The sequence below is a fragment of the Kitasatospora sp. CB02891 genome (genome assembly GCF_002803145.1).
Lineage (GTDB): Bacteria > Actinomycetota > Actinomycetes > Streptomycetales > Streptomycetaceae > Kitasatospora > Kitasatospora griseola.
Window position 1 is genome coordinate 395,108 of record NZ_NNBO01000006.1, and the last position, 14,812, is coordinate 409,919.

At 72.0% G+C, this 14,812-nt stretch carries 12 protein-coding genes; all 12 read right to left on the bottom strand.

The features are described 5' to 3' along the window. Nucleotide 1: 1 nt before the first annotated feature. Nucleotides 2–619 carry a cell division protein SepF gene (locus CG736_RS16870; RefSeq protein WP_043913476.1) on the bottom strand — a complete coding sequence of 206 codons (618 nt, stop codon included), beginning with the start codon at nt 617–619 and terminating at the stop codon, nt 2–4. A gap of 192 nt (nt 620–811) precedes the next feature. Continuing rightward, nucleotides 812–1,600 carry a YggS family pyridoxal phosphate-dependent enzyme gene (locus CG736_RS16875; RefSeq protein WP_232734035.1) on the bottom strand — a complete coding sequence of 263 codons (789 nt, stop codon included), beginning with the start codon at nt 1,598–1,600 and terminating at the stop codon, nt 812–814. Then, the gene (pgeF, locus tag CG736_RS16880; RefSeq protein ID WP_043913477.1) at nt 1,597–2,331 is read right to left on the bottom strand and encodes a peptidoglycan editing factor PgeF; all 735 of its coding nucleotides are present in this window, start codon (nt 2,329–2,331) and stop codon (nt 1,597–1,599) included. The genes CG736_RS16875 and pgeF overlap by 4 nt, the downstream gene beginning before the upstream one ends. Further along, on the bottom strand, nt 2,328–3,545 hold the full coding sequence (ftsZ, locus tag CG736_RS16885) for a cell division protein FtsZ (RefSeq protein WP_100587034.1): 1,218 nt from the start codon (nt 3,543–3,545) through the stop codon (nt 2,328–2,330). The genes pgeF and ftsZ overlap by 4 nt, the downstream gene beginning before the upstream one ends. 333 nt (nt 3,546–3,878) lie before the next feature. Further along, complete coding sequence (locus CG736_RS16890) at nt 3,879–4,652, bottom strand: cell division protein FtsQ/DivIB (protein ID WP_100587035.1); 774 nt, start codon at nt 4,650–4,652, stop codon at nt 3,879–3,881. Further along, nucleotides 4,645–5,751 (bottom strand): undecaprenyldiphospho-muramoylpentapeptide beta-N-acetylglucosaminyltransferase, encoded by a 1,107-nt coding sequence (murG, locus tag CG736_RS16895; protein ID WP_043913480.1) that lies wholly within the window; start codon nt 5,749–5,751, stop codon nt 4,645–4,647. Before murG ends, CG736_RS16890 begins: the two co-directional genes overlap by 8 nt. Before the next feature lie 6 nt (nt 5,752–5,757). Continuing rightward, nucleotides 5,758–7,131, bottom strand: a complete 1,374-nt coding sequence (ftsW, locus tag CG736_RS16900; protein WP_100587036.1) for a putative lipid II flippase FtsW — start codon at nt 7,129–7,131, stop codon at nt 5,758–5,760. A 124-nt stretch (nt 7,132–7,255) separates the two neighbouring features. Further along, a complete protein-coding gene (murD, locus tag CG736_RS16905; protein ID WP_100587037.1) occupies nt 7,256–8,692 on the bottom strand; it encodes a UDP-N-acetylmuramoyl-L-alanine--D-glutamate ligase in 1,437 nt (478 codons plus the stop codon). Further along, nucleotides 8,677–9,738, bottom strand: coding sequence for a phospho-N-acetylmuramoyl-pentapeptide-transferase (mraY, locus tag CG736_RS16910; RefSeq protein WP_043913482.1), 1,062 nt, complete (start codon nt 9,736–9,738; stop codon nt 8,677–8,679). Before mraY ends, murD begins: the two co-directional genes overlap by 16 nt. Further along, nucleotides 9,735–11,138, bottom strand: a complete 1,404-nt coding sequence (gene murF / locus CG736_RS16915; RefSeq protein WP_100587038.1) for a UDP-N-acetylmuramoyl-tripeptide--D-alanyl-D-alanine ligase — start codon at nt 11,136–11,138, stop codon at nt 9,735–9,737. Before murF ends, mraY begins: the two co-directional genes overlap by 4 nt. Then, nucleotides 11,135–12,679, bottom strand: coding sequence for a UDP-N-acetylmuramoyl-L-alanyl-D-glutamate--2,6-diaminopimelate ligase (locus tag CG736_RS16920; protein ID WP_100587039.1), 1,545 nt, complete (start codon nt 12,677–12,679; stop codon nt 11,135–11,137). The genes murF and CG736_RS16920 overlap by 4 nt, the downstream gene beginning before the upstream one ends. A 130-nt stretch (nt 12,680–12,809) precedes the next feature. Then, a partial coding sequence (locus CG736_RS16925; protein WP_100587040.1) for a penicillin-binding protein 2 occupies nt 12,810–14,812 on the bottom strand: 2,003 nt, incomplete at its 5' end.

Consider the following 14,812-nt stretch of genomic DNA (forward strand, 5'->3'; position numbering starts at 1 on the left):
GTCAGCTCTGGTTGAAGAACCCACCCTCGGCGATCCGAGCCTTGTCCTCCGCCGTGACATCGACGTTAGCAGGCGACAGGAGGAACACCTTCTGTGTCACGCGCTCGATACTGCCGTGCAGACCGAAGACCAGTCCAGCCGCGAAGTCTACGAGCCGCTTGGCGTCCGTGTCGTCCATCTCGGTCAAATTCATGATCACGGGCGTGCCGCCGCGGAACTGTTCACCGATCGTACGGGCCTCGTTGTAGGTACGAGGGTGCAGCGTGGTGATGCGGTAGGGCTCTCGTTCGTTGACGACCTTGGGCATGATCACCGGGGTGCTCTTCTCCAGATTGCGGTGGCGCTCGGATGTGATGGACGACACGGGAGCCATCCGCGGCTGCTCCTGTCGGATCGGGACCGCGGCGGGCACCGGCTGGGGGGCGATGTGGGCCACGGGCGCCGGCTGCGCGGGGGCCGCGGCGGCGGGGTTCGCGGACCGCAGGTCCTCGGTGCGGCCGGTGCGGATCGGCTCCGGGTCGGTGTCGTAGTCGTCGTCGGGGTCGTACCCCTGGCTGTCGTAGGTCTCGTCCTCGACCAGGCCGAGATAGACCGCCATTTTGCGCATCGCGCCGGCCATGCTGCTGTCTCCTCCGCTCATGCGCCCACCGTTCACCTGCGGACGCCGTGATGGTCACGGCCTGTCAGGCCGACGGTCCGTCAGACCGCGGAGGTGTGCGCTCGGATGCGATCCACGGTTTACCAGCAGACTGATCATCTGCTAGGTTCTGTCCTATTTTGTCCTGCAGTCTGATCTACTTACTCGGTGACGTTACCCGAGCGGTGACCGCACTCCGAGTACCGCCGTACCGACGCGTACATGTGTCGCTCCGGCGGCGATCGCCTGCTCCAAATCTCCGCTCATCCCTGCCGAAACCATCGTGGCAGTCGGATGCTCGGCGCGTACGGCGCTTGCGATTTCCGCAAGGCGCGCGAAGGAGCGCGCGGGGTCGCCCGCCAGGGGACCCGCGAGCGGTGCGACCGTCATCACACCGTCCAGTCGCAGCCCGGGCGTGTCGGCGATCTTCCCGGCCAGCGCGAGCACGTCGGCGGGCGCGACGCCCGCGCGGTGCTCGCCCTCGCCCGCCTCCTTCTCCAGGGCGACCTGCACCAGGCAGCCCAGCGGCGGGCGTTCGGCGTTGTGCACGGCCGCGGCCAGCGAGTCGACCAGGCGCTCGCGGTCCACCGAGTGCACCAGGTCCGCGTAACGGACCACCGAGCGCGCCTTGTTGGTCTGCAGCTGGCCGACGAAGTGCCAGGTCAACGGGAGGTTGACGCACCGTTCGGCCTTCGGGGCGGCGTCCTGGTCGCGGTTCTCCGCGACGTCGGTGACGCCCAGTCCGGCGAGGAGTGCGGTGTCCTCGGCGGGGTAGGTCTTGGTCACCACGATCAGGGTGACCTCCTCGCGCGGGCGTCCGGCGGCGGCGCAGGCGTCGGCGATCCGGCGCTCGACCACGTCGAGGTTGGCGCCGAGTTGGTCGAAGCGGGCGCGCTGGGCGTCCGTCAGGGCGGCGGCGAAGTCGGCGCCGCCGGGGAACGGACCGAAGATGTCGTTCGTCATGAGAGTGGAGGTCCCAGCCAGACGTAGCTCGCGAGTCGGCCGGTCCGCTGCTCCCGACGGTAGGAGTAGTGGTCCGGAGATTCCAGGGTGCAGACAGATGATCGCACCAGGTCGTGCACGCCCGCCTCGGCGAGTTGGGCGGCGACACCGGCCGGCACGTCCAGGGCGGGAGTGCCCCAGGAGGTCTCCGACCGGGCGGCCGGGACGAGTGCGGCCACCTCGGCGCGCATCGCCTCCGGCACTTCGTAGCAACGGCCGCACACGGCGGGGCCGGTGGCGGCGAGGATCCGCTCGGGGCGGGCCCCGAGTTCACGCATCGCGGCGACCGCCGCGGGGACCACCCCGGCCGCCAGGCCCGGGCGCCCGGCGTGCGCCGCGCCGACCACTCCGGCCTCCGGGTCGGCCAGCAGCACCGGCACGCAGTCCGCGGTGAGCACCGCGAGGGCCAGCGGGCGGTCGGTGACCACCGCGTCCACCGTCGGCGCGTACCCGTCCGGTTGGCGGTCCGTCACCACCTCGACGTCCGCGCCGTGCACCTGGTTCATCCAGACCACATCGGCCGGGTCCAGTCCCAGTTCGCGGGCCGCGAGGAAACGGTTCTGCTTCACAGCTTCGGGCGAATCGCCCACCGCGCCGCCGAGGTTGAGCTCCCCGTACGGCGAGGTGCTCACCCCGCCCCACCGGGTGGTGGAGGCGAAGTGAGCACCGTTGCGAAAGGCCGTACGAATCACTTCAGGAAGTCCGGCACGTCGAGCTCCTCGGCGGGGCTCTCGACGTAGGGCTGGCGCACCGGCTGCACCTGCGGCGGCACCGGCGGGGCGGTGGTCACCGGCGCCGGGGCCTCGGACGGACGGGCCGGCTCCTCGGAGCGGGTGACCGAACCGATCGAGCCGTAGGACGGACGGGTGGCCGGCCGCTCCGGGGCGGACGGGCCGCTGCTGCTCGACGTCGAGCTGGACGCCGACTTCACCACCGGCTCGCGGACGATCGCCGGCGGCTGGCCGCCGTCGAAGCCGGCCGCGATCACGGTGACCCGGACCTCGTCGCCGAGCGCGTCGTCGATGACCGCGCCGAAGATGATGTTCGCCTCGGGGTGGGCCGCCTCGCTGACCAGCTGGGCCGCCTCGTTGATCTCGAACAGGCCGAGGTCGGAGCCGCCCGAGATGGACAGCAGCACACCGCGGGCGCCGTCGATCGAGGCCTCCAGCAGCGGCGAGGAGATCGCCATCACGGCGGCGGCCTTGGCCCGGTCCTCGCCGCGCGCCGAGCCGATCCCCATCAGCGCCGAACCGGCGTCTGACATGACCGACTTGACGTCGGCGAAGTCCAGGTTGATCAGACCCGGGGTGGTGATCAGGTCGGTGATGCCCTGCACACCGGAGAGCAGCACCTGGTCGGCGGAGCGGAACGCGTCCAGCACCGAGACCTGGCGGTCGGAGATCGACAGCAGCCGGTCGTTGGGGATCACGATCAGGGTGTCGACCTGCTCGCGCAGCGAGGCGATGCCGTCCTCGGCCTGGTTGGCGCGGCGGCGGCCCTCGAAGGTGAACGGGCGGGTGACCACGCCGATCGTCAGGGCGCCGAGCGAGCGGGCGATGTTGGCCACCACGGGCGCGCCACCGGTGCCGGTGCCGCCGCCCTCGCCGGCCGTCACGAAGACCATGTCGGCCCCCTTGAGGACCTCCTCGATCTCCTCGCGGTGGTCCTCCGCGGCCTTCCGGCCGACCTCCGGGTTCGCGCCGGCGCCGAGGCCGCGGGTGAGCTCCCGGCCGACGTCGAGCTTCACATCGGCGTCGCTCATCAGGAGGGCCTGCGCGTCGGTGTTGATCGCGATGAACTCGACGCCCTTGAGCCCGACCTCGATCATCCGGTTGATGGCGTTGACTCCGCCGCCACCGATGCCGACGACCTTGATGACCGCGAGGTAATTCTGGGGTGCTGCCACGTCGGGGCCTCTCGCCTCGAATTTCCGGGTCGGCGCCCCTGGATACGAAGGCCGACGGATGTCGATGGGTGGGAAGCGCGTGGTTCCAACCCGAACCCTAAACTTGAGGTTGAGGGTTATCGCTGTGCCGGTGTCAGTTCGTTGTCGAGCACAGCTCGTTGACACAGGACAGTAGGTCGCAACCAGCGCGTGTTTCAACGAACACGCCGAGCTTCCCTTTTTCTTTTGAGCCTATGTGATCATCGACCCCCCGGTGAAACCGGGGTGACCATCAAGGGTCGGACCGGAGCCTCGGCTCCGTCAATACCTCCCCCGGGCAGAGAACTTACCGGATCAGCCGGACACCGCCGGGGCATCCGGCGCACTCACGTCGTAATTCGACGCCTTCCGGCCGAGCAGGGCCGTCAGGATCCGGGCCTTGCGCGGGGTTTCCTCGGCGCTGCCCCAGCGGACCGTGGCACCGGAGGAGAGTTGGAGGCGGATGTCGTCGTACGAGTAGACCGTGAGCGAACCGGCCTGCTTGGCCACCTCCGGGGGCAGGCCGGCGGCCACGGTGATGGCCGAACGGACCAGCGCGGGGCGGTCGATGACGGACAGTGCGTCGTTCGCGGGCTGGCCGAGTTGCAGCGCCACCACGGGAACGCCGGACGGCGGCTGCGGGCCCGTGGCGAACTCCACACCCAGCGCGTCGACCTGGACGAAGCGGCCGTCGTCGGCACGGACCGCCGCCACCGGTTGACGCTCCGTCACCTTGATCCGCAGGGTGTGCGGCCAGCCGCGCCAGACCTCGACCCGGGCCACCCGGGGCACCCGGCCCACCAGTTGCCGGGCCCGGTCCAGGTCCACCCGGGCCAGCGGGCCCTGCGCGGTGGAGCCGAGCGCGCGCTCCACCTCCTCCTGGCTCAACTGCCCGGAGTCCAGGCCCTGGACGGCCACCCGGCGGACGTCCAGGGCGGCGGAGAAGAACACCGTCCAGCCGAGCCCGCCGAGCACCAGGACGCCCAGCGACACCAGCACCAGCACGCCCCGGCGGGACAGTCGGAGCCGGGGCGGACGGGTCTCGTCGCCGTCCTCCCCGAACTCCTCCTCGTAGTCCTCGTCAGCCACGACGCCGGCCGCCGCGGGCGGCCTCGATCGCCTCGTACACCATCTGCACCAGCAGGTCGTCCGCGTCCCGGCGGCCGAACTCGGCGGCGGAGCGCGACATCTCCCACAGCCTCGCCGGGTCGGTGAGCACCGGCAGCACGTTCTTCAGCACCCAGTCCGGGGTCAGCTCGGCGTCGTCCACCAGCAGGCCGCCGCCGGCCTTCACCATCGGCTGGGCGTTCAGCCGCTGCTCGCCGTTGCCGATCGGCAGCGGCACGAACGCGGCCGGCAGGCCCACCGCGGCCAGCTCGGCCACCGTCATCGCGCCGGCCCGGCAGAGCATCATGTCGGCGGCCGCGTACGCCAGGTCCATCCGGTCCAGGTACGGCACCGCGCGGTACGGCGGCATGCCGGGGATGTCGTCGATGGTCGGCAGCTCGTTCTTCGGGCCGACCGCGTGCAGGATCTGCACGCCGTACTGCTGGAGCCGGGGCGCGATCGCCTGCACCGTCTCGTTCAGCCGGCGGGCGCCCTGCGAGCCGCCCGACACCAGCAGGGTGGGCAGGCGCTGGTCCAGGCCGAAGTAGTGCCGGGCCTCCGGGCGCACCGTGCCGCGGTCCAGGGTGGCGATGGTGCGGCGCAGCGGGATGCCGATGTAGCGGGAGTCGCGCAGCTTGGAGTCCGGGGTGGAGACCGCCACGAAGTCGCTGTAGCGGGCGCCGATCTTGTTGGCCAGGCCGGGGCGGGCGTTGGCCTCGTGCACCACGATCGGCACCCCGGCGCGCTTGGCCGCCAGGTAGGCGGGCATCGCCACGTAGCCGCCGAAGCCGACCACCGCGTCCGCGTTGACCCGCTCGATGACCTCCTGGGCGGCCCGCACGGTGCCGCGCAGCCGGCCCGGGACGGTGATCAGCTCGGGGGTGGGCTTGCGGGGCAGCGGCACCGCCGGGATCAGCGCCAGCTCGTAGCCGCGCTCCGGGACCAGCCGGGTCTCCAGGCCGCGCTCGGTGCCGAGGGCGGTGATCCCGATGGACGGATCGTGCCTGCGCAGCGCGTCCGCGAGCGCCATGGCCGGCTCGATGTGACCGGCGGTCCCGCCGCCGGCGAGTACGACATGCACCGAAATTCACCGCTCCCTGCGCGACGACCCGGGGGCCTTGCGCGCTGTGGTTTTCCTACCTGGCACCACCCGGTCCAGGACGGACCCGAACCGGGAGTTGGCCCCTTTTCGCCATCGGCGGGGCCGGGCAGCCAGCGCTGCCTTCGCCGCCGGAGTGCTGCGCGCGAAGCACAGCAGCAGCCCGATGGCGCACATGGCCGACAGCATCGCGGAACCACCGTACGAGAACAGCGGCAGCGGGACGCCCGCGATGGGCAGGAGTCCCAGCGCCGACCCCAGGTTGACCACGGCCTGAGCCATGATCCACGTGGTGGCGGCGCCCGCCGCGTACCGGACGAACGGGTCCGTGGTGCTGAGAGCCACACGGATACCCGCGTAGCCTAGTGCCGCGAAGAGCGCGAGCACCGACAGCGTCCCCACCAGGCCGAGCTCCTCGCCGGTCGCTGCGAAGATGAAGTCGGTGTGCGCCTCCGGGAGTTGCCCCCATTTCTCGACGCCCGCACCGAGTCCGGATCCGAACGGTCCGCCCGCGGCCAGCGCGTACAGTCCGTGCAGGGCCTGGAAGCAGTCCAGGTTCGGGTCCGGTTTGGTGACGCCCACGCAGGCCAGCCGGCCCAGCCGGTGCGGCACCGTGATGATCAGCGCGGTGCACGCGACCACCGCGATGCCCAGGGTGGCGGCGAACAGCCGCAGCGGCGCGCCGACCATCCAGAGCAGGCCGAACAGCATCGCGACCAGCACCATCGTGGTGCCCATGTCGCCGCCCAGCATGATCAGCATCATCAGCACGACCGTGCCGGGCACCAGCGGGACCAGCAGGTGCTTCCACTGGTTGAGCATGTGGGTGCGCTGCTTGCGGGCCAGCAGGTCGGCCGCCCAGAGCAGCAGCGCCAGCTTGGCGAACTCGGACGGCTGGATCTGGAAGAACCCCAGGCTGATCCAGTTCCGGTTGCCGTTGATCCGCACCCCGATGCCGGGGATCGTCACCAGCACCAGCGCCGCCACCACCCCGAACAGCAGCGGGTACACGGCGGTCCGCAGCACTCTGATCGGGGCCCTGGTCAGCACGACGGCGATCGCACCGCCCAGCAGCAGGGCGATCAGCTGCTTGCGGAAGAAGAACGTCATCGGCAGCCCGAAGTCCACCACCACGCTCTGCGAGGCGGAGAACACCATCACCAGTCCGAGCACCACCAGCAGCAGCGCCGAACCGAGGATCAGGTAGTACGGCGTCAGCGGACGGGCCATCAAGTACCCGAACCGCTCACGCGCTGCGCGCACCCGCGCGACGGGGCCCTCGGACTTGAAGGTGGTCGTGGTCGCCGAGACCAGTCGCAGCCGCGGCTGCTTCTCGCTGGGCGGCACGTCCGTCTCCTTCATCGTTTCGGTGGCTGCGCGGACAGCGGGCGCGGGGCACTGCGCGCAGCGGAAGAGCACACAACCGCAAGATCGCGCCCCCTGGCAATGACTTGCTCGTGGGCGCGACCTTGCGGTGTGGTCCGGTTCAGAGTCCGCGAACCGCTGCGGCGAACATGTCTCCGCGCTCACCGTAGTTGGTGAACATGTCCATCGACGCGCAGGCGGGTGCGAGCAGCACGGTGTCGCCCTTCTGCGCTGCGGCGGCAGCCGCGCGGACGATCTCGGTCATCGCCTCGGCGCCAGTCTTCCCCGGCGCGGGTTCGAACACCGGGACTTCCGGGGCGTGTCGCGCGAGCGCCTCGCGGATCAGTTGGCGGTCCTGGCCGATCAGGACGGCGGCCCGCAGCCGGGGCGCCGCGTCGGCGACGAGTTCGTCGAAGGTCGCGCCCTTGGCGAGGCCGCCGGCGATCCACACCACGGGGCGGTACGCGGCCAGCGAGGCCGCCGTCGCGTGGGTGTTGGTGGCCTTGGAGTCGTCCACGTAGGTCACGCCGTCGATCTCGGCGACGTGCGCGATCCGGTGGGCGTCGGGCGTGAAGGCGCGCAGGCCGTCGCGGACGGCCTTGGCGTCGACCCCGTAGGCCCGGGCGAGGGCGGCGGCGGCGAGCGCGTTGGCGATGTTGTGCGGGGCCGGCGGATCGATGTCGGCGACGGCGCCGAGCTCCGCGGCGGCCCGGTCCCGGTCGGGGACGAAGGCGCGGTCGACCAGCAGGCCGTCCACGACGCCGAGGTTGGAGACGGCGGGGGCGTCGAGGCCGAAGCCGATCGCGCGGCAGCCCTCCTCGACGTCGGCCTCGCGGACCAGCGCCTCGGTGGCCGGGTCGGCGAGGTTGTAGACGCAGGCGACCTGGTTGCCCTGGTAGATCCGGCCCTTGTCGGCGGCGTAGGCGTCCATCGAGCCGTGCCAGTCGAGGTGGTCGGGGGCCAGGTTGAGCACGGCGCCGGAGTGCACGCGGAGCGAGGGCGCCCAGTGCAGCTGGTAGCTGGAGAGTTCGACGGCGAGGACGTCGTAGGGCTCCTCGGCGAGGACCGCGTCCAGCACCGAGACGCCGACGTTGCCGACGGCGGCGGTGCGCTTGCCGGCGGCGGTCAGGATCGACGCCAGCATCTGGACGGTGGTGGTCTTGCCGTTGGTGCCGGTGACGGCCAGCCAGGGGGCCGGCTCGCCGGTGGCGGGGTGCGGGGTGCGCAGCCGCCAGGCGAGTTCGACGTCGCCCCAGACCGGGACGCCGGCCTGCTCGGCGGCGGCGAACAGCGGGCTGTCGGGGGCCCAGCCGGGCGAGGTGACGATCAGCCGGGTGCCCTCGGGCAGGCCGGCGCCGTCGCCGAGGCGGACGGCGATGCCCTGCTCGGTGAGGGCGGCGGCCTTGGCGTCCAGCGCGGGGCCGGTGCCGCCGTCCACGACCGTGACGTGCGCGCCGAGTCCGTGCAGGACCCGGGCGGCGCTGACCCCGGAGAGGCCGAGTCCCGCGACGACGACCGGAAGGCCGGCCCACTCCGGGTTGATCATCCGGTCACCCATCCCGCGTAGAAGAGTCCGAGTCCGACGGCGACGCACAGGCCCTGGATGATCCAGAACCGGACCACGATCAGGACTTCGCTCCAGCCCTTGAGTTCGAAGTGGTGCTGGAGCGGCGCCATCTTGAAAACGCGCTTGCCGGTCATCCGGAACGAGCCGACCTGGATGATCACCGAAAGGGTGATGATCACGAACAGGCCGCCGAGGACGGCCAGCAGCAGCTCGGTGCGGGAGACGATGGCGAGGCCGGCCAGGGCGCCGCCGAGGGCGAGCGAGCCGGTGTCGCCCATGAAGATCTTCGCGGGCGAGGTGTTCCACCACAGGAAGCCGAAGCAGGAGCCCATCAGGGCGGCGGCGACCACGGCGAGGTCGAGCGGATCTCGGACGTCGTAGCAGGACGCGGTGGCCTTGATCGCGTAGGCGCAGTTCTGTCCGTGCTCCCACAGGCCGATGAAGGTGTAGGCGCCGAAGACCATCACCGAGGCGCCGGTGGCGAGGCCGTCCAGACCGTCCGTCAGGTTCACGCCGTTCGACATCGCGGCGATCATGAAGTAGGCGAACAGGACGAACAGCACCGGGCCGATCGCCCAGTTGAAGTCCTGCACGAAGGACAGCTTGTCGGAGGCCGGGGTCTTCCCGCGGCTGTCCGGGAACTGCAGCGCCAGGATGGCGAAGGCGAGCGCGAAGAAGGACTGGCCGAGCAGCTTCGCCTTGGCCCGCAGGCCCAGCGAGCGGCGCTTGACCACCTTGATGTAGTCGTCCAGGAAGCCGACCAGGCCCAGGCCCGTGGTCAGGAACAGCACCAGCAGGCCGGAGACAGTGGGCGACTCGCCCGTTATCGCCTTGGTCGCGAAGTAGGCGATCAGGGTGGCCAGGATGAAGGCGATGCCGCCCATGGTGGGCGTGCCCTTCTTGCTGTGGTGCGCCTTCGGGCCGTCGTCCCGGATGTACTGGCCGTAGCCGTACTTGGCGAGCAGCTTGATCAGGGCGGGGGTGCCGAGCAGGGTCAGCACCAGGCCGATCAGGCCGGAGAAGAGGATCTGCTTCACTTCGCGGCACCGTCCGCGAGCAGTGCGTCGGCGACCTTCTCCAGGCCCACCGAACGGGATGCCTTCACCAGGACCACGTCCCCCGGCCGCACCTGACTGCGCAGCAGCTCGATCGCCGCGTCCGCGTCGGACACCAGCACCGACTCCTCACCCCACGAACCTTCGTTCCTCGCGCCCAGTTCCATCCGGGCCGCCTCGCGTCCGCCGACCGCCACCAGCTTGGTGATGTCGAGCCGGACGGCGAGCCGTCCGATGGCGTCGTGCTCGTCGAAGCTGTCCTCGCCGAGCTCCCGCATCTCACCGAGCACCGCCCAGGTGCGGCGGCGCTCCGGGCCCTTGCCCGCCATCGTCGCCAGTGCCCGCAGCGCGGCCCGCATGGACTCCGGGTTCGCGTTGTAGGCGTCGTTGACGACGGTCAGGCCATCGGCCCGGTCGACCACCTCCATGCGCCAACGGGACAGCGCACCGGCTTCGCCGAGTGCCTCGGCGACGCGGTCGACGGGCATCCCGAGCTCCACCGCCACCGCGGCGGCGGCGAGGGCGTTCGAGACGTGGTGCTCACCGTACAGGCGCAGCTGCACCGGTGCGGAACCGGCCGGGGTGCTGAGCGTGAACTGTGGCCTCCCGGTGGCGTCCAGGCGAACATCGGTGGCGCGGATGTGTGCGTCCTGGGACTCCCCGAACAGCACCACGCGGGCCTTGGTGCGGCTGCTCATGGCGCGCACCAGCGGGTCGTCGGCGTTCAGCACGGCGACGCCGTCGGCCGAAAGCGCCTCCACCATCTCGCCCTTGGCGTCGGCGATGCCCTGCTTGGAGCCGAACTCGCCGAGGTGCGCGGTGCCGATGTTCAGCACCAGGCCGACGGTGGGCGGGGTGATGCCGGTCAGGTACTCGATGTCGCCCTTGTGCCGGGCGCCCATCTCCATCACCAGGTGCCGGGTGGTGGGGGCGACCTGAAGGGCCGTCAGCGGGTGGCCGATCTCGTTGTTGTGCGAGCCGGCCGGGAAGACCGTCTCGCCGTGCTCGGCCAGCAGTTGGCCGATCAGGTCCTTGGTGGAGGTCTTGCCGGCCGAGCCGGTGAGCGCCACGATCCGCACGTCGGCGGCGCGGGCGACCACGGCCCGGGCGAGCCGGCCGAGCGCCACGACCACGTCGTCGACCAGGATCGCGGGCACGCCGACCGGGCGGGTGGCGAGCACCGCGACCGCGCCGTCGGCGACCGCCTTCGCGGCGAAGTCGTGGCCGTCCACGCGTTCGCCGAGCACGCACACGAACAGGCCGCCGGGCTCGATCCTCCGGTTGTCGGTGACCACCGCACCGGTGATCACCGCGTCCGGGTCGGCCGCGTCCAGGATGCCGTCGACCGCCTTCGCGGCCTCGGCCAGGGTCAGTGCGATCACCGTTCTGCCTCCATGAGCTGCTCCATCGCCACCCGCAGCACCTCGCGGTCGTCGAACGGGCGGACCTCGCCCTTCACGTACTGCCCGAGCTCGTGGCCCTTGCCGGCCACCAGCACGGTGTCCCCGGCGTGCGCCCGGGCGACCGCCAGCGCGATCGCCTCGGCCCGGTCGGGGACGGCGAGCACCTCGCCGCGCTCCTCCTCGGGCACCTCGGCGGCGCCGCCGAGCATGGTGGCGAGGATCGCCAACGCGTCCTCGGAGCGCGGGTTGTCGCTGGTGAGGACGGCGGTGTCGGCGAGCCGGGCGGCGATCGCGCCCATCGGGCCGCGCTTGTACGGGTCGCGGTCGCCGCCGCAGCCGACGACGACGTGCAGCCGGCCCTTGGTGACCTCGCGCAGCGAGGCGAGCACGGCGCTCAGCGCGTCCGGCTTGTGCGCGTAGTCGACCACGGCGACGTACGGCTGCCCGGCGTCGACCTTCTCCAGCCGACCGGGCACGCCCGGGACCTCGGCCACTCCGGCGACCGCGGCGTCCAGCTCGATGCCGGCGGTGACCAGCGCGGTGATCGCGCCGAGCGCGTTGGCGACGTTGAACGGGCCGGGCAGCGGCACCGAGGCCGCGGCGCGGGCGCCGTCCGGGCCGACCACGGTGAAGGTGGACCCGGCCGGGCCGAGCTGGACGTCGACGGCGCGCCAGTCGGCGGCCGGGTCGCCCGCGGCGGAGAAGGTCACCATCGGGATCCGGGCCTCGCCGGCCAGTCGGCGGCCGTAGGAGTCGTCGCGGTTCGCGACGCCGAGCCGGGCCTTGCCGGGCTCGAACAGCCGGGCCTTGGCCCGGTAGTAGTCCTCCATGTCGGGGTGGAAGTCGAGGTGTTCCGGCGTCAGGTTGTTGAACAGCGCGACGTCGTAGGCCACGCCGTCGGTGCGGCCGTACACCAGCGCGTGGCTGGAGACCTCCATGACCACCGCGTCGGCGCCGGACTCGTGCATCACGGCGAGCACCGCGTGCAGGTCGGTGGCCTCGGGGGTGGTGCGCTCGGACTTGATCCGCTCGGCGCCGACCCGCATCTCCACGGTGCCGATCACGCCGGGCAGCCGGCCGGCTCCGCGCAGGCCGCCCTCGACCAGGTAGGAGGTGGTGGTCTTGCCGTTGGTGCCGGTCAGGCCGATCATCAGCATCCGCTCGGCGGCGGCCCCGTAGACCGCCGCGGCGAGCTCGCCCATCACCGCGCGGGGGCTGTCCACCACCAGCAGCGGCACGCCCGCGTCCGCGGCCAGCTCCGCGCCGGCGGCGTCGGTGAGCACCGCGACCGCGCCGGCGGCCACCGCGCCGGCGGCGAACGCCGCGCCGTGGTGGTTGGCGCCGGGGAAGGCCACGTACACGTCGCCCGGACGCACCGCCCGGGAGTCGTGGGTGATGCCGGTGACGGCCGGGCCCTCGGCGGGCGGCAGCCCGAGCAGCCGGGCCGCCTCGGCGAGGGGCAGCGCCGCGGCGCGGCTCGGACGGGGGGGACTCGCGGAGATTTGATCGGATTTCGGCACGGCCGGAAGGCTATCGGCCCCATGCCCCCCGGGGCCAAACCGGGTCCCGTCGGCCGTGACGCTGCTCACATCGCGAGCGTCGCGGGCGTCGTGCTCGGCGCGCCGGGCGGTGTCGGGGGTGTCGCTCATCTCAGGGCTTCCAGTCGACGGGCAGGTTCGGCGCCTCGCTGCCGCTCGGCGGGACCTGGAGGGTCTTGAGGGTGAACTCCATCACCTGCTTGAACACGGGCCCGCACAGCTGCCCGCCGAAGTGCCCGTTGACCGGGTCCTGGATGACGCAGGAGACCGTCACCCGGGGCTGGTCGGCGGGCGCGAAGCCGATGAAGGAGGCGGTGTACCCGGAGTACTTGCCGGTCTTCGGGTCCACCCGGTTGGCGGTACCGGTCTTGCCGGCCACCCGGTAGCCCGGGATCTGCGCCTTGGTGCCGGTGCCCTGCTCGTCGGTGACGACGGACTCCAGCATCTCGGTCAGCGTCTTCGCGGTCGCTTCCGTCACCACCCGGCTCTGCGCCCCGGCCGGCGCGGGCGTGAACCGCCCGTCCGGTCCGGTGGTGCCGGCCAGCAGGCCGGGGGCGACCCGCACGCCGCCGTTGGCGATGGTGGAGAACACCGAGGTCGCCTGCAGGGCGTTCACCGACAGGCCCTGGCCGAACGGGATGGTGTACTGCTGCGAGCCGTTCCAGTCCTCCGGCTTGGCCAGGATGCCGCGGGTCTCGCCGGGGAAGCCAAGCCCGCTGGGCTTCCCGATGCCGAACTTGTCGAGGTACCCGGCGAGCACCTTGTTGGCCTCGGCCTGGGTCGGGCCCAGGTGCTCGGCGGCCTCGATGGTGCCGATGTTGGACGACTTGGCGAGCACGCCCGCCAGCGTCAGGTACCAGGTCTCGTGGTCGACGTCGTCGTGGAAGACCCGGTCGGAGCGCTGCAGCGTGTTCGGCACCGTCACATGGGTGTCCCAGTTCGCCGAGCCGGTGTCCAGCACCGCCGCCATGGTCATCAGCTTGGCGGTGGAGCCCGGCTCGTAGGCGTCCTGCAGGGCCGGGTTGCCGAGCTGGTCGGCGCGGGCCGAGGACAGGTCGTTCGGGTTGAAGCCCGGGGAGGAGGCCATCGCCAGCACCTGACCGGTCTTCACGTCCTGGACGACCACGTAGCCCTTCTCCGCCCCGGCGTTGGACACCTGGTCGGTGATGGCGCGCTGCGCCGCCCACTGGATGTCCGGATTCACCGTCAGCCGCAGGTCGCTGCCGGGCACCGCGTCCTGCCGGTTGCCGCCGGCGGTGGCGACCCGGCGGCCGCCGGCCGAGGCGTAGGTCGAGTAGCCGTCCTCGCCGGCCAGCTGCTGCTGGTACTGGAGCTCCAGGCCGCCGGTGCCGGTGCCCTCGGAGTTGACGAAGCCGATCAGGTTGGCGGCCAGGCCGTTCGCCGGATAGCTGCGCCGGGTCGACTGCTCCCAGAACACCCCGGCCAGCGGGTTCACGCAGGCGGTGTCGAGGAACTGCCGGCCACCCTTCTCGGCGGGCTTGCCGAGCAGTTCGCGCTGGCTCCGGCAGACCTTGGTGTCGGTCTGCTTGGTCAGCGCGGACTTCAGGTCGGCGATCTGCGCCTTGGCCTTCGGCTCCTGACGGGCGGTCAGCAGCGCGTACTGGCTCTTCGGGTTCTTCGCGTTCAGGTGCAGCGCGGCCGCCAGCTTCTCCTTCGGCTGGCCGAGGATCGGCGCGAGCAGCGCCGCGGCCTGTTCGGGGGCGTCCGGCAGGTGGGTCGCCTCGGGGGTGAACATGGTCGGGTCGGCGGTGATGTCGTACGCGTCCACGCTGGTGGCCAGCACGGTGCCGTCGGCGGCGGTGATCGAGCCGCGCTCGGCGGGCAGCGACACCCGGACGTACTTGTTGGCGCCCGCGCCGGCCGCCAGCGCGTCGGAGTCCAGCAGCTGGAGCTGCACCAGCCGGCCCGCGAAGATCACGAACACCAGGCCCAGGCAGACCGTCACCAGCCGCAGCCGGCGCTTGGGATCGGCCAGCTTGATCACCCGCGCGCCGGACGCCGGACGGCGGGCGGGCGGGCGGCGGACCTCGGGGCGCGGCCGGGGCCGGACGGCGGGCCGGCGCTCCCCCGCGGACGGCCGCGGGCGGGCCGGGC